Source organism: Bacillus sp. FSL P2-0099, from assembly GCF_038007445.1.
Taxonomy (GTDB): Bacteria; Bacillota; Bacilli; order Bacillales; family Bacillaceae_G; genus Bacillus_A; species Bacillus_A mycoides.
This window is the reverse complement of sequence record NZ_JBBOXE010000001.1, coordinates 1-21,500: the sequence shown is the minus strand read 5'-3', so window position 1 is coordinate 21,500 and position 21,500 is coordinate 1. Positions and strand designations below refer to the sequence as shown.

Below are 21,500 nucleotides of genomic sequence, written 5' to 3'. Positions count from 1 at the left end.
TCTCCACTTATATGCGCTGTTGTCAATTATATCTGGAGGAGGTAGAGGGATTCGAACCCCCGCGCGACTCTCGCCGCCTGTCGGTTTTCAAGACCGATCCCTTCAGCCAGACTTGGGTATACCTCCATATTGACATCAAATATAATATCAAAAGAAAAACAGTTAGTCAACCCCACTATAATAAATTATGAGGAAAGGGAAATTTTACTTCCCCTCTCCTTTATGACACTGCTGACAACGTCCATAATTACCAATCACTCATACCGATGAATGTTTTAACTTATTTAATAACTGTTTTTCCTCCCATATAAGGGCGAAGAACTTCTGGAATTATAATTGTACCATCTTCTTGTTGGTAGTTCTCTAAAATAGCTGCCACTGTACGTCCAATTGCAAGACCAGATCCATTTAGTGTATGAACATGTTCCGGTTTACCATTTGGCTCACGACGGAAACGGATATTCGCGCGTCTCGCTTGGAATGCCTCAAAATTACTACAAGAAGAAATTTCACGATATGTACCATAGCTTGGAATCCATACTTCAATATCGTATTTCTTCGCTGCTGTAAATCCTAAATCTCCTGTACACATGCTCATAACGCGATATGGCAACTCTAATAATTGTAACACGCGCTCTGCATCATTTGTTAATTTTTCTAACTCTTCGTAAGAATCTTCTGGTTTCACGAACTTCACAAGTTCAACTTTATTAAATTGGTGTTGGCGAATTAAACCACGTGTATCACGACCAGCTGAACCTGCTTCAGAACGGAAGCATGAGCTAAACGCAGCATATCGTATCGGCAATTGCTCTTTACTCACAATCTCATCACGGTGCATATTAGTTACAGGTACTTCAGCTGTTGGGATTAGGAAATAATCTTCACTTTCAATACGGAATGCATCTTCTTCAAACTTCGGAAGTTGTCCTGTTCCTGTCATACTTGCACGGTTTACCATATAAGGAGGCAATACTTCCTCATATCCATGCTCATCAGTATGAAGGTCAAGCATAAAGCTAATCAAAGCACGTTCTAATCTTGCACCAGCACCTTTGTAAAATACAAATCGGCTTCCTGTTACTTTCCCAGCACGTTCAAAATCTAAAATCCCTAAATCAGTAGCAAGGTCCCAATGTGGTTTTGGCTCATAAGTAAATTCTTTCACTTCTCCCCAAGTACGTGCTACTACGTTATCATCCTCTGTTTCACCTATTGGGGCAGATTCATGAGGGATATTTGGGATAGATAGCATTAATCTTTCTAAATCTTCTTCAACTGTACGAAGCTCATTATCAAGATCTTTTACTTTTTCCCCAACTTCACGCATTTCTAGAATTAGAGCTTCCGCATCTTTCTTTTCACGCTTTAATACTGAAATTTGTTGAGATACTTCGTTACGTTTACTTTTTAGTTCTTCTGTTTGAACAAGTAGCTCTCTTCTTCTCGTATCAAGTTCTTCAAAGCGACCAAAATCCGTTAAATCTTCGCCTCTATGCTGTAATTTTGCTTTTACTTCTTCAAAATTCGTACGTAAAAATTTAATATCAAGCATTATATACTCCTCCTTTTATTTTATAAAACACAAAAAACTCCCGTCCCTATACAAAGGGACGGGAGTTAACCCGCGTTGCCACCCTAGTTGAAAGCATTACCGCTTTCCTCTCAAGTAGAAATAACGGCTCTTCACCGGGAATGTTTACTAATCAAAAGATATTCCACATTCCATTCCAGGATGGATTCACAAACTGTTTCTATCGATTTCCACCAACCATCGACTCTCTATAAGAAACAACATTTGTTACTACTTCCTATCAACACGCTTATTTTATAAAATTGTTATCATCAATTTACTATAATCTTATACAAGTTGCAAGTTACTTATACAACTTTTTTCATTTTCGCTTCTTTTACCATTTCTACAAAGTATGCTGTTACACGATGATCATCCGTTAATTCCGGATGGAAAGAAGCAGCTAAAAACGGCCCTTGCCTTACCGCTACCATTCGCTCGCCATGCATAGAAAGTACTTCAACATCATCAGCTACATTTACAACATATGGAGCACGGATAAATACACCAACAAAGTCTTCTCCCACACCTTTAATTGAAAGTGCAGCTTCAAAACTATCTTTTTGGCGTCCGAACGCATTGCGCTCAACCGTAATATCCATAGCACCAATATGTGCTTCTTCATAGCCAATAAGTGTTTTCGCAAGAAGAATCATTCCTGCACATGTACCAAACATTGGTTTACCAGACTTCGCAAATGTACGAAGAGGCTCCATGAAAGCATACTTATCAATAAGACGGCGCATTGTTGTACTTTCACCGCCTGGTAAAATAAGACCATCAATCTCTTCAAGTTGCTCTATACGCTTTACAACAACAGCTTCTGCACCACTTGCCTCAACTGATTTTACATGCTCACGAACTGCACCTTGAAGACCTAGTACACCGATTTTCACCATTTTAAAGATCTCCTTTAATTACCATCCACGCTCTTGCATGCGTTGTTCTGGTAATAATGTTGAAATTTCGATACCTTTCATTGCATTACCTAATCCTTTAGAAAGGCTTGCAATTAGTTCGTAATCTTCATAATGAGTCGTTGCTTCAACGATTGCACGTGCAAATTTCTCTGGGTTCTCTGATTTGAAGATACCAGATCCAACAAATACACCATCAGCACCAAGTTGCATCATTAACGCTGCATCTGCTGGTGTTGCTACACCACCTGCTGCAAAGTTTACAACTGGCAGGCGACCAAGGCGTTTAATTTCAAGTAGTACTTCATAAGGAGCACCAGTATTTTTTGCATATGTCATTAACTCATCTTCACGTAGACTTGCAACTTGACGGATTTCTGCATTGACTTGGCGCATATGACGCACTGCCTCTACAATGTTTCCTGTTCCAGGCTCACCTTTTGTACGAAGCATAGCTGCACCTTCTGCAATACGACGTGCAGCTTCTCCGATATCGCGGCAACCACATACAAACGGAACTGTGTAATCACGTTTATTTAAATGGTATACTTCATCAGCAGGAGTCAATACTTCACTCTCATCGATATAGTCTACCCCTAATGATTCTAATACACGTGCTTCTACAAGATGACCGATACGACATTTTGCCATAACCGGAATTGATACAGCACCCATAACTTCTTCAACAATTGTTGGATCTGCCATACGAGAAACGCCACCTGCTGCACGAATATCTGCAGGTACACGCTCTAATGCCATAACAGCAACTGCGCCTGCCTCTTCTGCAATCCTTGCTTGCTCAGCGTTAACTACGTCCATAATAACGCCGCCTTTTTGCATTTCTGCCATTCCACGTTTTACACGTTCTGTCCCTGTTACATTTGTCATGTACAAAAACCCCCCTAGGTGAATTGCTTTCCCCGTTAAAGAAGAAAATTAAGAATACTCTTACATTCTACCACTAACTATCTGATGCTTGTCTACTACTTTTTCATAAAGTCGGTATGAAAAATAGGAATAAGAAAAAGCTCCTACAATGAGGAGCTTTTAAAACCAACCTTTTACTGTATCAATAGCACCATTCCACATACCACTAAAGAAAGAACCAATTCCGCGCATAGAACGTGTAAACCAGCCTGCCTCTTCTACTTCAGATTTTGTTATAAGGTCTACTTGTAATGATTTTCCTGATAAAAATCCAGGATCATTACTATCTTTAGACGTTACAACCATTTGTCCAAGTGCAACTCCCTTTTTCAGAGGTGCTTCTTGTCCCTTATTTCCTTCTTTAAATTCTGTTTTATAAACGTCTTTACTTCCCTTTGGCACCGGAAGTGAAACAGCTTGCTTCGTTTGAACTGCTACATCTTTATCTTTCGCATTTTCAACTCTTACTGTTTCTTTTCCTTTGACCGAAGAACCTTTTTCATACATTTTCTTCATTTCAAAGTTAGCAAAGCCATAATCATATAATTTCTTCGTCTCATCGAAACGCGCTGTATGAGAACTTGTTTTAATAACTACAGAAATAAAACGCATACCGTTTCGTTCAACAGTACCAGTGAAGCAGTCTCCTGCTTCTGGAGTTGATCCTGTTTTTAGACCATCTACTCCGTCATATTCTTTAACTAAACCTTTTAACATCCAGTTCCAGTTCGACATCCCAAATTTCTCTTTTTCTGGACGGAAAACTTTTTTCGGGATTTTTGCTGTATCTAACACTTTTGGATAATCTTTAATTAAATGTTGCGCTAAAGTTGCAACATCCTTCGCAGACATTTTATTTTCTTCATCCGGTGTTGTACCTTCAGGATGCATCCCTTTTAAATCTTTGTTCGTTAAACCCGTAGAATTAACAAATTTATAATTTTTCAATCCTAGTTCTTTCGCTTTATCATTCATCATTTTTACGAAATCTACTTCTTTACCTGCAATTGCTTCTGCTAATGCAATTGTTGCACCATTTGCAGAAAAGATTGCCATTGCCTCGTATAACTCTTTTACTGTATACAGGCCACCATTTTCTAATGCAACATTTGATAATGAAGCATCTTGTGAAATCTTATATGCATATTCAGAAACCTTAATTTTTTGATCCCACTTAAGTTTTCCTTTATCCACTGCTTCATGAACTAAATATTCACTCATCATCTTTGTCATACTAGCAATTGATAATAATTCATCTGCATTCTTTTGATATACAATTTTTCCAGAATTCGCTTCAACTAAAATCGCTGCACCTGCTTCAATGTTTAAAGCAGCTCCTGTTTCCGCTGATGCATTGCTATATGGTGCAAACATGCCAAAAGCTAGTGTAAGCACTGTTACCAACGCAATGAATCTTTTGCAAAACATACCTTTCACTTTTGCTACCCCCAATATCTATGTACTCACATAACCGTTATTCTAACATAATCAAAAAAAAATAGACAGAGATATCAAATCTCCGTCTATTTACATATAAGACATTATAATGAGTAGTTTGGAGCCTCTTTTGTAATCTGTACGTGATGAGGGTGGCTTTCACGTAAACCAGCACCCGACATACGAATGAACTGCGCATTCTCACGTAAGAATTCTAAATCCTGTGCTCCGCAGTATCCCATACCTGCACGTAATCCACCAACTAATTGATGAACTGTATCTGCTAAAGGTCCTTTATATGGTACTCGTCCTTCGATACCTTCTGGAACAAGTTTTTTGTTTCCTTCTTGGAAGTAGCGATCTTTACTTCCTTTTTCCATTGCTCCAACAGAACCCATACCACGATATACTTTAAATTGACGACCCTGGTAAATTTCAGTTTCTCCAGGGCTTTCAGCTACACCAGCGAACATACTACCTAGCATAACAACGTGTGCTCCTGCTGCTAAAGCTTTAACCATATCACCAGAGTACTTAACACCGCCATCTGCAATAACTGGAATACCGTGTTTACGAGCTTCTGTTGCACAATCATAAACTGCTGTTAATTGTGGTACACCAACACCAGCTACAACACGCGTTGTACAAATAGAACCTGGTCCAATACCAACTTTAACTACGTTTGCACCAGCCTCAATTAATGCTTTCGTTGCTTCAGCTGTAGCAACATTTCCAGCGATAATATTTAGTGATGGATATTTCGCACGAACTTCTTTTACTTTTTCAATAACACCTTTAGAATGCCCATGAGCTGTATCAAGTACAATTGCATCTACGCTAGCTTTTACTAATGCATCGATACGAAGCATAGCATCAGCCGTTACACCAACAGCTGCTCCAACTAATAAGCGTCCTTGCTTATCTTTAGCAGAGTTTGGGAATTCAATTACTTTTTCAATATCTTTTATTGTAATAAGCCCTTGTAATACACCGTTATTATCAACAAGAGGGAGCTTTTCAATTTTATACTTTTGTAGGATTTTTTCAGCTTCTTCCAGTGTAGTACCAACTGGAGCTGTAATTAACTGTTCTTTTGTCATTACGTCAGAAATTTTGATTGAGTAGTCTTGGATGAAACGCATATCACGGTTTGTAATAATACCAACTAATTTTCGCTCATCTAAATTATTTACAACTGGTACACCTGAGATACGATATTTTCCCATAAGATGTTCTGCATCATATACTTGATGTTCTGGAGTTAAGAAGAAAGGATCTGAAATAACGCCGCTTTCAGAGCGCTTTACTTTATCAACTTGCTCTGCTTGTTGCTCAATAGACATATTCTTATGAATAATTCCTAAACCGCCTTGGCGAGCCATTGCAATAGCCATGTCAGCTTCTGTTACTGTATCCATTCCTGCACTAATTAACGGGATGTTTAGCTGTAAGCTTTCAGATAAAACTGTTTTAACACTTACTTCTCTTGGTAATATATCTGACCTCGCTGGTACAAGTAATACATCATCAAAAGTCAAACCTTCTTTAACAAATTTAGATTCCCACATAATTGTTCCCCCCATGATACCAGAAATTATTATTAGTAGCTTATCAATTGGTTAAAATACTGTCAAGGACGTATATATATGTTAGAATTTTTAGACAATAAAAGGAGCGTAATATATGCATCAAACACATTGTACTTGGCAGCAGTTAAGTTTCTTCTTTTCATCTCAAAACGTACAACATTATCTTGCCCGTTGTTATGAAAAATCCTCGATTCAGGATGCCGAAAAAAAAAGTTTTGAAAATTGTTATCCATTTATTTATTACTTAGAACACGGTAAAAATTATTATGAATTATATAAAACAGCGCCATTTTCCATTCAGCCAATGCTGTTATTTTATGGGATGGGGCAACTTTTTAAAGCCTGTTTATTAACTATTAATCCAAACTATCCAGAATCAACAACCGTTTTAGCACACGGAGTGACAACCCGTAAACGAAAAAAACAAGGATATCAATTTTTAGAAGATGAAGTGAAAATACAGAAAAATGGGCTATTTACTCACGCGGCAGAACAACTGTTTCACATGAAACACTTAGAAACAGAAAAGTTTAATATGTTAGAGCTAATGGGAAAAATCCCTGAATTACAACATTTATTTCGCTATAGTCAAAAAGGAACAACATTATATAAAATTGATTCAACAAATAAAAATGAGCTCTCTTTTTCAGTCAACATACTAGATCGACTACATATGACTAAAGAGAGATTTTCTCGTTACATCGAAACAGCTTGTAAGCATTTATCAATACAACACGTACCTGAGAAAAACAATGATTTAAATGTGTTTTTTTCAGCACCTATTCAATCATGGAATCCTATGTATAGCACACCTTTATACTATGAGCATCTTACTGACACTTATTATTTACCACTTACGACTGACCCTAGAAACTCTAAGCCAGTGTTGCCTGAGCTCCTTGTTCATTATTTATTGCTCTATAATTTAAGTATGATTTCTAGGTATGAAACAGATTGGTGGTATGACTTACTTGGAAGCTATGGATCTGAAGATTATCCGTTTATTTATCAATTTCTCAATATTTCTGCTCAAAAAATCCCTTACTATATTTCAGCATTTTTACTAACGGAATCCAACCTATTTCATGGGAAATAAAAAAACACGAGTCAAATGACTCGTGTTTTTATCTTGCTTGGCGACGTCCTACTCTCACAGGGACAAGGTCCCAACTACCATCGGCGCTAGAGAGCTTAACTTCCGTGTTCGGTATGGGAACGGGTGTGACCTCTCTGCCATCATCACCAAACTATGAAGGTATATTCCTTCAAAACTAGATAACATTTGCTTCATATTATATGGTTAAGTCCTCGATCTATTAGTATTCGTCAGCTCCACATGTCACCATGCTTCCACCTCGAACCTATCAACCTGATCATCTTTCAGGGATCTTACTAGCTTACGCTATGGGAAATCTCATCTTGAGGGGGGCTTCATGCTTAGATGCTTTCAGCACTTATCCCTTCCGCACATAGCTACCCAGCTATGCCCTTGGCAGAACAACTGGTACACCAGCGGTGCGTCCATCCCGGTCCTCTCGTACTAAGGACAGCTCCTCTCAAATTTCCTGCGCCCACGACGGATAGGGACCGAACTGTCTCACGACGTTCTGAACCCAGCTCGCGTACCGCTTTAATGGGCGAACAGCCCAACCCTTGGGACCGACTACAGCCCCAGGATGCGATGAGCCGACATCGAGGTGCCAAACCTCCCCGTCGATGTGGACTCTTGGGGGAGATAAGCCTGTTATCCCCGGGGTAGCTTTTATCCGTTGAGCGATGGCCCTTCCATGCGGAACCACCGGATCACTAAGCCCGACTTTCGTCCCTGCTCGACTTGTAGGTCTCGCAGTCAAGCTCCCTTATGCCTTTGCACTCTACGAATGATTTCCAACCATTCTGAGGGAACCTTTGGGCGCCTCCGTTACACTTTAGGAGGCGACCGCCCCAGTCAAACTGCCCACCTGACACTGTCTCCCGGGTCGATAAGACCCGTAGGTTAGAATTTCAATACAGTCAGGGCGGTATCCCACCAGCGCCTCCACCGAAGCTAGCGCTCCGGTTTCAATGGCTCCCGCCTATCCTGTACAAACTGTACCAAAATTCAATATCAGGCTACAGTAAAGCTCCACGGGGTCTTTCCGTCCTGTCGCGGGTAACCTGCATCTTCACAGGTACTATAATTTCACCGAGTCTCTGGTTGAGACAGTGCCCAAATCGTTACACCTTTCGTGCGGGTCGGAACTTACCCGACAAGGAATTTCGCTACCTTAGGACCGTTATAGTTACGGCCGCCGTTTACTGGGGCTTCAGTTCAGAGCTTCGCTTACGCTAACCCCTCTCCTTAACCTTCCAGCACCGGGCAGGTGTCAGCCCCTATACTTCGCCTTACGGCTTCGCAGAGACCTGTGTTTTTGCTAAACAGTCGCTTGGGCCTATTCACTGCGGCTTTCCGTTAAGAAAGCACCCCTTCTCCCGAAGTTACGGGGTCATTTTGCCGAGTTCCTTAACCAGAGTTCTCTCGCACACCTTAGGATTCTCTCCTCGCCTACCTGTGTCGGTTTGCGGTACAGGCACCTTTTATCTCGCTAGAAGCTTTTCTTGGCAGCGGGGAATCAAAGACTTCGCTCCATAAGGAGCTTCCCCATCACAGCTCAGCCTTCACGATAAGCGGATTTGCCTACTTATCAGCCTAACTGCTTGGACGTGCACAACCAATCGCACGCTTCTTCTATCCTTCTGCGTCCCTCCATTGCTCAAACGATAAAGAGGTGGTACAGGAATATCAACCTGTTGTCCATCGCCTACGCCTGTCGGCCTCGGCTTAGGTCCTGACTAACCCTGAGCGGACGAGCCTTCCTCAGGAAACCTTAGGCATTCGGTGGACGGGATTCTCACCCGTCTTTCGCTACTCATACCGGCATTCTCACTTCTAAGCGCTCCACCAGTCCTTCCGGTCTGACTTCACTGCACTTAGAACGCTCCCCTACCACTGATACCATTGGTATCAATTCGCAGCTTCGGTGGTGTATTTAGCCCCGGTACATTTTCGGCGCAGAGTCACTCGACTAGTGAGCTATTACGCACTCTTTAAATGGTGGCTGCTTCTGAGCCAACATCCTAGTTGTCTAAGCAACTCCACATCCTTTTCCACTTAATACACACTTTGGGACCTTAGCTGGCGATCTGGGCTGTTTCCCTCTTGACTACGGATCTTATCACTCGCAGTCTGACTCCTAAGGATAAGTCATTGGCATTCGGAGTTTGACTGAATTCGGTAATCCGATGAGGACCCCTAGTTCAATCAGTGCTCTACCTCCAAGACTCTTACACTTAAGGCTAGCCCTAAAGCTATTTCGGGGAGAACCAGCTATCTCCAGGTTCGATTGGAATTTCTCCGCTACCCACACCTCATCCCCGCACTTTTCAACGTGCGTGGGTTCGGGCCTCCATTCAGTGTTACCTGAACTTCACCCTGGACATGGGTAGATCACCTGGTTTCGGGTCTACGACCACGTACTAAACGCCCTATTCAGACTCGCTTTCGCTGCGGCTCCGCCTCTTCAGCTTAACCTCGCACGGGATCGTAACTCGCCGGTTCATTCTACAAAAGGCACGCCATCACCCATTAACGGGCTCTGACTATTTGTAGGCACACGGTTTCAGGATCTCTTTCACTCCCCTTCCGGGGTGCTTTTCACCTTTCCCTCACGGTACTGGTTCACTATCGATCACTAGGGAGTATTTAGCCTTGGGAGATGGTCCTCCCAGATTCCGACGGAATTTCACGTGTTCCGCCGTACTCAGGATACATTCAAGAGAGAACGAAGTTTCGACTACGGGGTTATTACCCTCTGTGACGGACCTTTCCAGGTCGCTTCGTCTACCTCGTTCCTTTGTAACTCCGTATAGAATGTCCTACAACCCCAAGAGGCAAGCCTCTTGGTTTGGGCTAGATTCCGTTTCGCTCGCCGCTACTCAGGAAATCGCATTTGCTTTCTCTTCCTCCAGGTACTTAGATGTTTCAGTTCCCTGGGTCTGTCTTCCATACCCTATGTATTCAGGTAAGGATACCATACCATTACGTATAGTGGGTTTCCCCATTCGGAAATCTTCGGATCAAAGCTTACTTACAGCTCCCCGAAGCATATCGGCGTTAGTCCCGTCCTTCATCGACTCCTAGTGTCAAGGCATCCACCGTGCGCCCTTTCTAACTTAACCAAACTAAAATTAAAAAATATGAGCTACACTGTTATCTAGTTTTCAAAGAACATACCATTTGCTATATAAAATAGCTTTTTGGTGGAGCCTAGCGGGATCGAACCGCTGACCTCCTGCGTGCAAGGCAGGCGCTCTCCCAGCTGAGCTAAGGCCCCGTAAAATGCATGGTGGGCCTAAATGGACTCGAACCATCGACCTCACGCTTATCAGGCGTGCGCTCTAACCAGCTGAGCTATAGGCCCATACAAATTGCGGAATTTATTTATATCATATTCCTATTTAAGAGTCAATACTTATATTGAACTCTCAAAACTAAACGAAAACGAAACACGGAAACTTATATTGATGAACTGCGTTCATCAATTCTCCATAGAAAGGAGGTGATCCAGCCGCACCTTCCGATACGGCTACCTTGTTACGACTTCACCCCAATCATCTGTCCCACCTTAGGCGGCTGGCTCCATAAAGGTTACCCCACCGACTTCGGGTGTTACAAACTCTCGTGGTGTGACGGGCGGTGTGTACAAGGCCCGGGAACGTATTCACCGCGGCATGCTGATCCGCGATTACTAGCGATTCCAGCTTCATGTAGGCGAGTTGCAGCCTACAATCCGAACTGAGAACGGTTTTATGAGATTAGCTCCACCTCGCGGTCTTGCAGCTCTTTGTACCGTCCATTGTAGCACGTGTGTAGCCCAGGTCATAAGGGGCATGATGATTTGACGTCATCCCCACCTTCCTCCGGTTTGTCACCGGCAGTCACCTTAGAGTGCCCAACTTAATGATGGCAACTAAGATCAAGGGTTGCGCTCGTTGCGGGACTTAACCCAACATCTCACGACACGAGCTGACGACAACCATGCACCACCTGTCACTCTGCTCCCGAAGGAGAAGCTCTATCTCTAGAGTTTTCAGAGGATGTCAAGACCTGGTAAGGTTCTTCGCGTTGCTTCGAATTAAACCACATGCTCCACCGCTTGTGCGGGCCCCCGTCAATTCCTTTGAGTTTCAGCCTTGCGGCCGTACTCCCCAGGCGGAGTGCTTAATGCGTTAACTTCAGCACTAAAGGGCGGAAACCCTCTAACACTTAGCACTCATCGTTTACGGCGTGGACTACCAGGGTATCTAATCCTGTTTGCTCCCCACGCTTTCGCGCCTCAGTGTCAGTTACAGACCAGAAAGTCGCCTTCGCCACTGGTGTTCCTCCATATCTCTACGCATTTCACCGCTACACATGGAATTCCACTTTCCTCTTCTGCACTCAAGTCTCCCAGTTTCCAATGACCCTCCACGGTTGAGCCGTGGGCTTTCACATCAGACTTAAGAAACCACCTGCGCGCGCTTTACGCCCAATAATTCCGGATAACGCTTGCCACCTACGTATTACCGCGGCTGCTGGCACGTAGTTAGCCGTGGCTTTCTGGTTAGGTACCGTCAAGGTGCCAGCTTATTCAACTAGCACTTGTTCTTCCCTAACAACAGAGTTTTACGACCCGAAAGCCTTCATCACTCACGCGGCGTTGCTCCGTCAGACTTTCGTCCATTGCGGAAGATTCCCTACTGCTGCCTCCCGTAGGAGTCTGGGCCGTGTCTCAGTCCCAGTGTGGCCGATCACCCTCTCAGGTCGGCTACGCATCGTCGCCTTGGTGAGCCGTTACCTCACCAACTAGCTAATGCGACGCGGGTCCATCCATAAGTGACAGCCGAAGCCGCCTTTCAATTTCGAACTATGCAGTTCAAAATATTATCCGGTATTAGCCCCGGTTTCCCGGAGTTATCCCAGTCTTATGGGTAGGTTACCCACGTGTTACTCACCCGTCCGCCGCTAACTTCATAAGAGCAAGCTCTTAATCCATTCGCTCGACTTGCATGTATTAGGCACGCCGCCAGCGTTCATCCTGAGCCAGGATCAAACTCTCCAATAAAGTTAGTTTGTCTAGCATCTAAAAATAAAAATTGACGTTTCACGTTGTTTGTTTCGTTTAGTTTTCAAAGTTCAACATCGCGTTTTAGCGACTTTCATAATATATCATAGTATATTATTTTCGTCAACAAGTTTTTTTCGATAACTTGTATCTCTCATTTGCTGACTTTTCCTATTATATACACTTTCCTATTGCTATGCAAGTATTATTATAAAAAAATAAGAGGGGGAGAAATCCCCACTCTTATTCTTCAGAAGAATCCTCTTCATTAGATTCTTCTTCTTCATCTTTTTGCGCTTTTGCTACTGTCGCTACCTCTTGCTCATCTTCTAATCGAATTAGACGAACACCTTGTGTATTCCGTCCCATTTGAGAGATTTGATCAACTGGCATACGAATAATAACGCCTGCTGCTGTAATTAGCATAATGTCTTCTTCGCCTGTTACAGACTTAACTGCTACTAACTTACCGTTTTTATCTGTAATATTACAAGTCTTCAGACCTTTACCACCACGACTTTGCAGGCGGTATTCATCAATCGGTGTACGCTTTCCATAACCATTTTTCGTTACAATTAGAACATTTACATCCTCTTCGACAATTTCCATACCTACAACTTGATCTTCATCACCTAATGTAATTGCTTTTACACCAGCCGCATTACGTCCCATTGAACGCACATCTTGCTCATTGAAACGAATTAACATACCGTTACTTGTCCCAACGATAATATCCTTATCACCAGATGTTAAGCGTACAGAGATTAATTCATCTTCTTCACGAAGAGAAATTGCAATTAAACCATTTGTACGTATATTGGCAAATGATGAAAGTGGTGTTCTCTTAGAGATACCTTGTTTCGTTGTAAAGAATAAGAACTGGTCGTCACCAAATTCACGAATTGGAATAATAGCGTTGATCCACTCACCCTTATCTACCCCTAATAGATTAATAATCGGTATACCTTTTGCTGTACGACTATACTCTGGAATTTCATATCCTTTTGTACGGTATACTTTACCCTTGTTTGTGAAGAATAAAATATGATCATGAGTAGACGTTGTTAATAAATGTTCGACAAAGTCATCATCATTCGTACCCATTCCTTGTACACCACGTCCCCCACGGTTCTGTGTTTTGTACGTAGAAGCCGGTAACCTCTTAATATAACCATTATGAGTAAGTGTAATGGCGATATTTTGTTCTGGGATTAAATCTTCATCCTCTATAGCTTCCATACCACCAATTGTAATTTCTGTTCTTCTCTTATCATTAAAACGCTCTTTTACTTCAGCTAATTCCTCGCGAATAATTTCAAGAACTTTTTCTTCGTCTGCTAAAATTGCTTTTAACTCTGCAATTATCTTCATTAAATCTTGATATTCTTGTTCGATTTTTTCGCGTTCTAATCCGGTTAAACGTTGCAAACGCATATCTAAAATCGCTTGCGCTTGTTTCTCACTTAAGCCGAAACGTTCCATTAAACCTTGTTTTGCAATATCAGCTGTTTTTGAACTACGGATTAAAGTAATAACTTCATCAAGATGATCTAAAGCAATTCGTAAGCCTTCTAAAATATGAGCACGCGCTTCTGCTTTCTCTAATTCATAAGCAGTACGTCTACGAATCACTACCTTTTGATGCTCTAAATAATAATATAGATTTTGTTTTAAATTTAAGACTTGTGGCTCTCCATTTACAAGAGACAACATATTAATACCGAAACTTGTTTGGAGTGCTGTATGTTTATATAGATTATTTAATAGTACATTGGCATTGGCATCACGACGTACTTCCATAACAATACGCATACCATTTCGATCTGATTCATCACGTAAATCTGTAATACCTTCAATTTTCTTATCACGAACTAGTTCTGCGATCTTTTCAATTAATCGCGCCTTATTAACTTGATAAGGTAGTTCTGTTACGATAATAGTTTGTTTACCATTTGCTCTCTCTTCAATTTCAACTTTAGCACGAAGTATAATAGAACCGCGACCTGTTTCGTAAGCTCTTCGAATTCCACTTCGCCCTAAGATTAAACCTGAAGTTGGGAAGTCTGGTCCAGGAATATATTCCATTAATTCCGCGATAGTGATATCAGGGTTATGACTTAATGCCAACACACCATCAATTACTTCTCCAAGTTGATGCGGTGGAATGTTTGTTGCCATACCAACCGCAATACCCGTCGTACCATTGACTAATAAGTTAGGGAAACGCGCTGGTAATACAACTGGCTCTCTTTCAGAACCATCGTAGTTATCTTGATAATCAATTGTATTCTTTGTAATATCGCGTATTAATTCCATAGAAATCTTAGACATTCTTGCTTCTGTATAACGCATTGCTGCCGCTGAATCTCCATCAACAGAACCGAAATTACCATGTCCATCAACAAGCATGTAACGTTGACTAAAATCTTGTGCCATACGTACCATTGTTTCATAAACAGCTGAATCACCGTGCGGGTGATACTTACCAATTACTTCGCCGACAATACGCGCCGACTTCTTATATGCTTTATCAGCTGTAATTCCTAAATCATTCATCGCATATAAAACCCTACGATGAACTGGTTTTAATCCATCACGAACATCTGGTAATGCACGAGACACGATAACACTCATTGCGTAATCTAAAAATGAGGTACGCATTTCATGACTAATATTAATTTCTCGAATTCGTGCTTGTTGTTGATTGTCTGACATCAACGAGCACCTCCTCTTACATTTCCGTTACACATACATTGATTTATATGTAGAAGACAGGAATACTTAGATTCCTGTCATTACTCACTTAAATATCAAGGTTTTTCACGTATTTTGCATTTTCTTGGATAAAGTTACGACGCGGCTCTACTTTATCACCCATCAAAATTTCAAATGTTTCATCCGCTTCAATTGCATCTTGAAGGGAAACTTGAAGTAACGAACGTACTTCTGGGTCCATTGTCGTCTCCCACAGCTGAGTTGGATTCATTTCCCCTAGACCTTTATAACGCTGAATCCCAGGCTTAGGTTGAGCTGGTAATTCAGCTAGTATTTTTTCAAGTTCTTTATTGTTATAAGCATATTGAATTTTTTTACCTTGTTGTACTTTAAACAACGGTGGCTGTGCGATATATATATATCCACACTCAATGATTTGACGCATATAACGATAGAAGAACGTTAATAATAGGGTACGAATATGTGCACCATCAACATCGGCATCTGTCATAATAATAACTTTATGATAGCGAGCTTTTTCAATAGCAAAATCCCCACCAATATTTGTACCGATTGCTGTAATAATTGTACGAACTTCATCATTTGATAAAATCTTATCTAAACGTGCCTTTTCAACGTTAATAATTTTACCCTTCAGTGGTAAAATCGCTTGAAAATGACGATCGCGCCCTTGTTTTGCAGATCCGCCCGCAGAGTCACCCTCCACGATATAAATTTCGCTAATTGCTGGATCTTTAGAAGAACAATCAGCTAGCTTCCCTGGTAAACTTGAAACTTCTAGAGCACTCTTTCGGCGCGTTAGTTCACGAGCCTTTTTAGCCGCTACACGTGCACGCGCTGCCATAGTCCCTTTATCTATAATTTTACGTGCAACATTGGGATTTTCTAGTAAGAACTTTTCAAACGCCTCTGAGAATACAGACTCTGTAATCGTTCTCGCTTCACTATTTCCAAGTTTCGTCTTTGTTTGTCCTTCAAATTGTGGATTTGGATGCTTAATTGACACGATTGCTGTTAAGCCTTCACGAACATCTTCACCAGTTAAATTACTATCCGCATCTTTTAAAATATTATTTTTACGACCATAATCGTTAATTACACGTGTTAGAGCAGTCTTAAAACCTACCTCATGTGTACCGCCTTCATACGTATGAATATTATTTGTAAATGAATAAATATGATTTGTATAGCCTTCGTTATATTGAAGAGCAACCTCAACCTGAATCCCATCTTTTGAACCATCAACATATACAGGTTCTTCATGAATCGGTTGTTTTGAACGATTTAAATGTTCAACATATGATTTAATTCCACCTTCATAATGGAATTCTTTCTTTTGCTTATGTTCACGCTTATCTTCAATTGTTAATTTAATATTACGATTTAAAAACGCCAACTCACGCATACGAGTCGCTAATGTATCAAATTCGTATTCTGTCGTCTCTGTAAAAATTTCTGAATCTGGCTTAAAGCGTGTGATTGTTCCTGTACGATCAGTTTCACCTATTACTTTTAAATCTGCAGCCGGGACCCCACGTTCATATTTTTGATAGTGTATTTTTCCATCTCGATGTACAAATACCTCTAATTCTGTTGATAAAGCATTTACAACAGATGCACCTACACCATGCAAACCACCAGAAACTTTATAACCACCACCGCCAAATTTACCACCGGCATGGAGTACCGTCATAATAACTTCTACAGCAGGACGTCCCATTTTTTCTTGTATACCAACAGGGATACCACGACCATCATCTGTTACAACAATACTATTATCTTCTTCAATACTGACATTAATTTCATCACAATATCCTGCTAAAGCTTCATCAATACTGTTATCAACAATTTCCCACACGAGGTGATGAAGACCTTTTCCACTTGTAGAACCAATATACATACCAGGACGCTTTCGAACTGCCTCCAGTCCTTCTAACACCTGAATCTGACTTTCATCATATGCATTTTCCTGCATTTGCTTTTGTTCCATTGACACAAAGATCACCTACTTTTCCATTTAAACAGAAATTATTTTCTGTCTATTTCACAATCTACCGTGCCGTTCGTTACATGAATTGTTTTCGCTTCTTTCAATGTTTCGTGTTCAATTCCCTCGACACTCGTCGTTGTTACAAAGGTTTGTACTTTTCCTTGAATTGTATTTAGCAGATGCGATTGACGATAATCATCTAATTCTGATAACACATCATCTAGTAAAAGAATTGGATATTCCTTAACCTCTGAGTATATCAATTCAATTTCAGCCAATTTTAGGGATAGTGCGGTTGTTCGTTGTTGTCCTTGTGAACCAAAGACTTGAACATTTTTACTATTAACGAAGAATTGTAAATCATCACGATGAGGACCAAGTAAAGTTGTACCCCGAAAAATTTCACGTTGTTTCACAGATTGAAAACTTTCATAGTATACTTCCTTTATTTTCGACAAATCCATTGATTCTGATACATCTACACTTGGTTTATAAACGATTTCTAACTCCTCTAATCCCCTGCTAATTCCGCGATGAATTGGAGCAGCCCATTCTTGTAGTAAATGCAAAAACTCAAAACGTTTTCGCAAAATTTTTGCACCATGCTCAATAAGTTGAAGTGTAAATACATCCAACATCGTTTCCTCATTTTTACTATTCCCTTGCATCTTCTTAAGTAAATGATTTCGTTGCGTGAGTACCTTTTGATATTGACTTAATTCATACAAATAGACCGGAGCTATTTGTCCAAGTTCCATATCCAAAAAGCGTCTTCGTACTTGAGGGCTTCCTTTTACAAGATTTAAATCTTCTGGGGCAAACATAACAACATTCATTTCACCAATATACTGGCTCAATTTTTGTTGTTCTAACTGATTTAACTTTGCCTTCTTACCTTTTTTTGAAATATTTAATTCTAAGGATACTGAACTATTTCGCCTTTGTAATCTACCTTTTATATTACCATAATCCTCATCCCAACGAATGAGTTCACGATCGTTCGAAGTTCTATGAGATTTCGCCATCGCCAATACATAAATAGCTTCCATCAGATTCGTTTTCCCTTGCGCATTTTCACCAATAATTACATTGACTTTATCCTCAAAGGAAAGCTCTAAATGCTCATAATTGCGATAGTTTTTTAATTGTATTTCTGTAATAAACAAAGGGATCCCCCTTTATGCCTGAACTTGGAAAGTTCCGCTTCCCGGAATTTCAACAATATCATTTGCATATAACTTTCGGCCTCTTCTATTTTCAAGTTCTTGATTTACGTATACTTCATATTCTTGTAAGAACCATTTCACAGCGCCACCTGTATCAATTACATCAGCTAACTTTAAAAATTGTCCTAGTGTAATGTATTCTGTTGAAATCTTAATAAGTTTCATAAAATCGCTCACTTTCTGAAAGTGTTCATTCTTTCATTGTACTAAATAAACTAGCATTAGGAAAGTAATACCCCACAAATCAAATAAGGGTCACTAGTACCTTTACACTAGCAACCCTTAATCCTTACTTAGTAAGTACGGACTGGTAAAATTAATTGGATAATGGAATCATCATTTACTGTGCGAATTAAAAACGGTCTCATCGCTCCAGTAAAACTAACTTTAATTTCTGTACTATCTAAAGCCTTTAATGCGTCCATCATATATTTTGCACTAAAAGATATTTTTAATTCTTCCCCATCTACATTTTCACATTGAACCTCTTCTACTACTTTTCCGATTTCTGGTGCATTCGAAGAAATCTCTAACATCTGTTGTTCTAATGTCGATAATTTAACAACGTTGTTACGACCATCTCTTGCTAACAGCGACGCACGATCAATCGCTTGTAAAAATTCTTTTGTATTTACAAATATATCAGTTTTACTTTCAGCTGGAATTAACCGCGTTGTATCTGGATAATTTCCTTCTAATAATCTTGAGAAGAATAATAAATGTTTTGTACGGAATAATACTTGATACTCCGTAATAACGATATCTACCATTTCTTCAGATTCATCTAGAATTTTACTTAATTCACTTAAGCTCTTACCAGGAATAACGACATTCGCTTGAAATTCATCGGCAATATTATACCCTTCGATTTTTGCTTTACGAAGTGCTAGTCTGTGACTATCTGTTGCAATGCAAGTTAGCTCGCTGTTATATACCTTCCAGTTTACACCTGTCAAGATCGGTCTTGTTTCAGAACTTGAAACTGCAAATACTGTTTGACGAATCATGTGCTTTAGTAAATCTGTTGGAATCTTAAATACATGATGTTCTTCGATTTGTGGTAATAACGGATATTCAGCAGCATCTAAACCATTTAAGTTAAACTCTGATTTTCCAGATTTTATTTTTGTCATAAAATGATTTTCCACAGAAATTTCGACAGTTTCTTTAGGTAATTTTTTTACGATCTCACTAAAATATTTTGCTTGTAAAATAATACTTCCTGATTGTTCAATTTCCACAATTTCTTTTCCAGCATCTTCGACTGGGATAAATGATTCGATAGAGATGTCTGCATCACTACCTGTTAACGTAACTCCTTCTTCAGTTGCTACAACTTTAATCCCTGTAAGAATTGGAATTGTTGTACGAGAAGAAACTGCCTTCATTACATCTTGTACACTTCTTACAAGATAGTCTTTTTGTATTGTAAAACGCATAACGAAAAACCTCCGGTAAGTATAAGATTTTATTTATTTAATAAAGATAAAAAAATAGTAGTAATAGTAATAGGGCTTGTGGATATGTGGATAAACCTGTTTAAAGATGTAAAAACAGTCTATCTACATGTGGATAGACTGTGCGTAAAATAAGCTAAGTTATTCACACTATTCAGCTACTACTATTTTAAAATATCCTTAACTTCTTCAACGTGTTTTTGTAATTGAGTATCCGTTTTTAATAGCTTCGAAATTTTTTCGTGAGCATGGATTACTGTTGTATGATCGCGGCCACCAAATTCTTCACCTATTTTTGGCAAAGATGAGTCCGTAAGTTCACGTGATAAATACATCGCAATTTGGCGAGGGAATGCAACGGATTTTGTCCGTTTTTTTGCTTTGAAATCTTCTAATTTTACTTGATAGACGCCCCCAACAGCCTTTTGAATATCAGAAATAGAAATAATTCTAGGTATAGAGTTTGGAATAATATTTTTAAGCGCTTCAGCCGCTAAATCAGCATTCATATCTTTATTAATTAAAGATGAATAAGCTACAACTCGAATAAGTGCACCCTCTAGTTCACGAATATTTGAATCGATTTGATTTGCGATATAAAGCATAACTTCATTTGGTATATCAAGACCTTCTGCTTTTGCTTTTTTACGTAAAATTGCGATTCTAGTTTCTAAATCTGGTGGCGTAATGTCCGTAATTAACCCCCATTCAAAGCGAGAACGAAGGCGATCTTCTAAAGTTGGGATTTCTTTTGGTGGTCTATCGCTTGAAATCACAATTTGTTTACTTTCTTCATGTAACGCATTAAATGTATGGAAAAACTCTTCCTGTGTTTGTTCTTTTCCAGCAAGAAATTGAATATCATCTATCAATAAGACATCTACATTACGATATTTATTACGAAAATCGACAGCTTTATTATCACGAATTGAATTAATAAATTCATTTGTAAATTTTTCAGATGATAAATATACAACTTTTGCATTTGGGTTGTGTTCAATTACATAATGCCCAATTGCGTGCATTAAATGTGTTTTTCCAAGTCCAACGCCCCCGTAAATAAAGAGCGGATTATAGGCTTTAGCTGGTGCTTCAGCTACAGCTAAAGAAGCAGCATGTGCAAAACGATTACCAGAGCCAATAACAAATGTATCAAATGTATATTTTGGGTTTAACATACTCTGTGGTAAGTGATTAGACTCATCATGTGCGTGTTTTTGCTTAACAGAAGGGAGATCTATATCCTCTTCTGCCTGACTTTGGGGAATGATAAAACGAATAGCTAGTTTTGCCCCTGTTAAATCATAAAGTGTTTCGGAGATTAGTTCCGAATAATGAGATTCTAGCCAGTCACGAGCGAATTCATTTGGAGCTGTAATAGTTAATACATCTTTTTTTAAGTTATGAGCAGTTGTTGATTTTAACCAGGTTTCATAACTTGGCTTGCTTACCTTTTTTTCTAATTCTTTTAAGGCACTATTCCATAAATCAGAGATATTTTCCAA

At 39.9% G+C, this 21,500-nt stretch carries 12 protein-coding genes, 3 tRNA genes, 3 rRNA genes and 1 other annotated feature; of the genes, 1 reads left to right on the top strand and 17 read right to left on the bottom strand.

Annotated elements, in window-relative coordinates:
• Positions 1-33 precede the first annotated feature (33 nt).
• From MKY90_RS00090 to guaB, 6 genes are all read right to left on the bottom strand, one after another.
• Positions 34-126, bottom strand: a tRNA-Ser gene (locus MKY90_RS00090).
• 154 nt (positions 127-280) lie between these two features.
• Positions 281-1,555: a serine--tRNA ligase gene (serS, locus tag MKY90_RS00085; protein ID WP_002009617.1), complete on the bottom strand. Its 1,275-nt coding sequence runs from the start codon at positions 1,553-1,555 to the stop codon at positions 281-283.
• 51 nt (positions 1,556-1,606) lie between these two features.
• Positions 1,607-1,827, bottom strand: a binding site (T-box leader).
• A gap of 54 nt (positions 1,828-1,881) precedes the next feature.
• Positions 1,882-2,472, bottom strand: coding sequence for a pyridoxal 5'-phosphate synthase glutaminase subunit PdxT (pdxT, locus tag MKY90_RS00080; RefSeq protein ID WP_002009616.1), 591 nt, complete (start codon positions 2,470-2,472; stop codon positions 1,882-1,884).
• 18 nt (positions 2,473-2,490) lie between these two features.
• Entirely contained in the window at positions 2,491-3,378 is an 888-nt protein-coding gene (pdxS, locus tag MKY90_RS00075) for a pyridoxal 5'-phosphate synthase lyase subunit PdxS (RefSeq protein ID WP_002009615.1), read from the bottom strand.
• A 159-nt stretch (positions 3,379-3,537) separates the two neighbouring features.
• Positions 3,538-4,845: a serine hydrolase gene (locus MKY90_RS00070; protein WP_141507027.1), complete on the bottom strand. Its 1,308-nt coding sequence runs from the start codon at positions 4,843-4,845 to the stop codon at positions 3,538-3,540.
• Between the two features lie 113 nt (positions 4,846-4,958).
• Positions 4,959-6,422 (bottom strand): IMP dehydrogenase, encoded by a 1,464-nt coding sequence (guaB, locus tag MKY90_RS00065; RefSeq protein ID WP_078185970.1) that lies wholly within the window; start codon positions 6,420-6,422, stop codon positions 4,959-4,961.
• A 115-nt stretch (positions 6,423-6,537) separates the two neighbouring features.
• Here guaB and MKY90_RS00060 point away from each other — a divergent pair, with 115 nt between their 5' ends.
• Complete coding sequence (locus MKY90_RS00060) at positions 6,538-7,539, top strand: YaaC family protein (RefSeq protein ID WP_098169041.1); 1,002 nt, start codon at positions 6,538-6,540, stop codon at positions 7,537-7,539.
• A 35-nt stretch (positions 7,540-7,574) separates the two neighbouring features.
• Here MKY90_RS00060 and rrf read toward each other — a convergent pair.
• The 11 genes from rrf to dnaA form a co-directional block, all read right to left on the bottom strand.
• Positions 7,575-7,690, bottom strand: a 5S ribosomal RNA gene (rrf, locus tag MKY90_RS00055).
• A gap of 49 nt (positions 7,691-7,739) precedes the next feature.
• Positions 7,740-10,661, bottom strand: a 23S ribosomal RNA gene (locus MKY90_RS00050).
• Positions 10,662-10,740: 79 nt separating this feature from the next.
• Positions 10,741-10,816 (bottom strand) — tRNA-Ala (locus MKY90_RS00045).
• 10 nt (positions 10,817-10,826) lie between these two features.
• A tRNA-Ile gene (locus tag MKY90_RS00040) sits at positions 10,827-10,903 on the bottom strand.
• 131 nt (positions 10,904-11,034) lie between these two features.
• A 16S ribosomal RNA gene (locus MKY90_RS00035) occupies positions 11,035-12,586 on the bottom strand.
• The 16S, 23S and 5S rRNA genes sit together here with 2 tRNA genes alongside, the layout of an rRNA operon.
• 243 nt (positions 12,587-12,829) lie before the next feature.
• A complete protein-coding gene (gene gyrA / locus MKY90_RS00030; protein WP_002034984.1) occupies positions 12,830-15,301 on the bottom strand; it encodes a DNA gyrase subunit A in 2,472 nt (823 codons plus the stop codon).
• Between the two features lie 88 nt (positions 15,302-15,389).
• Complete coding sequence (gene gyrB / locus MKY90_RS00025) at positions 15,390-17,312, bottom strand: DNA topoisomerase (ATP-hydrolyzing) subunit B (RefSeq protein WP_002034986.1); 1,923 nt, start codon at positions 17,310-17,312, stop codon at positions 15,390-15,392.
• 38 nt (positions 17,313-17,350) lie between these two features.
• The gene (gene recF, locus MKY90_RS00020) at positions 17,351-18,478 is read right to left on the bottom strand and encodes a DNA replication/repair protein RecF (RefSeq protein WP_002016486.1); all 1,128 of its coding nucleotides are present in this window, start codon (positions 18,476-18,478) and stop codon (positions 17,351-17,353) included.
• A 12-nt stretch (positions 18,479-18,490) separates the two neighbouring features.
• Positions 18,491-18,703, bottom strand: a complete 213-nt coding sequence (yaaA, locus tag MKY90_RS00015) for a S4 domain-containing protein YaaA (protein ID WP_002016484.1) — start codon at positions 18,701-18,703, stop codon at positions 18,491-18,493.
• 128 nt (positions 18,704-18,831) lie between these two features.
• Complete coding sequence (dnaN, locus tag MKY90_RS00010) at positions 18,832-19,977, bottom strand: DNA polymerase III subunit beta (RefSeq protein ID WP_002034988.1); 1,146 nt, start codon at positions 19,975-19,977, stop codon at positions 18,832-18,834.
• A gap of 182 nt (positions 19,978-20,159) precedes the next feature.
• Positions 20,160-21,500, bottom strand: coding sequence for a chromosomal replication initiator protein DnaA (dnaA, locus tag MKY90_RS00005; RefSeq protein ID WP_002016481.1), 1,341 nt, complete (start codon positions 21,498-21,500; stop codon positions 20,160-20,162).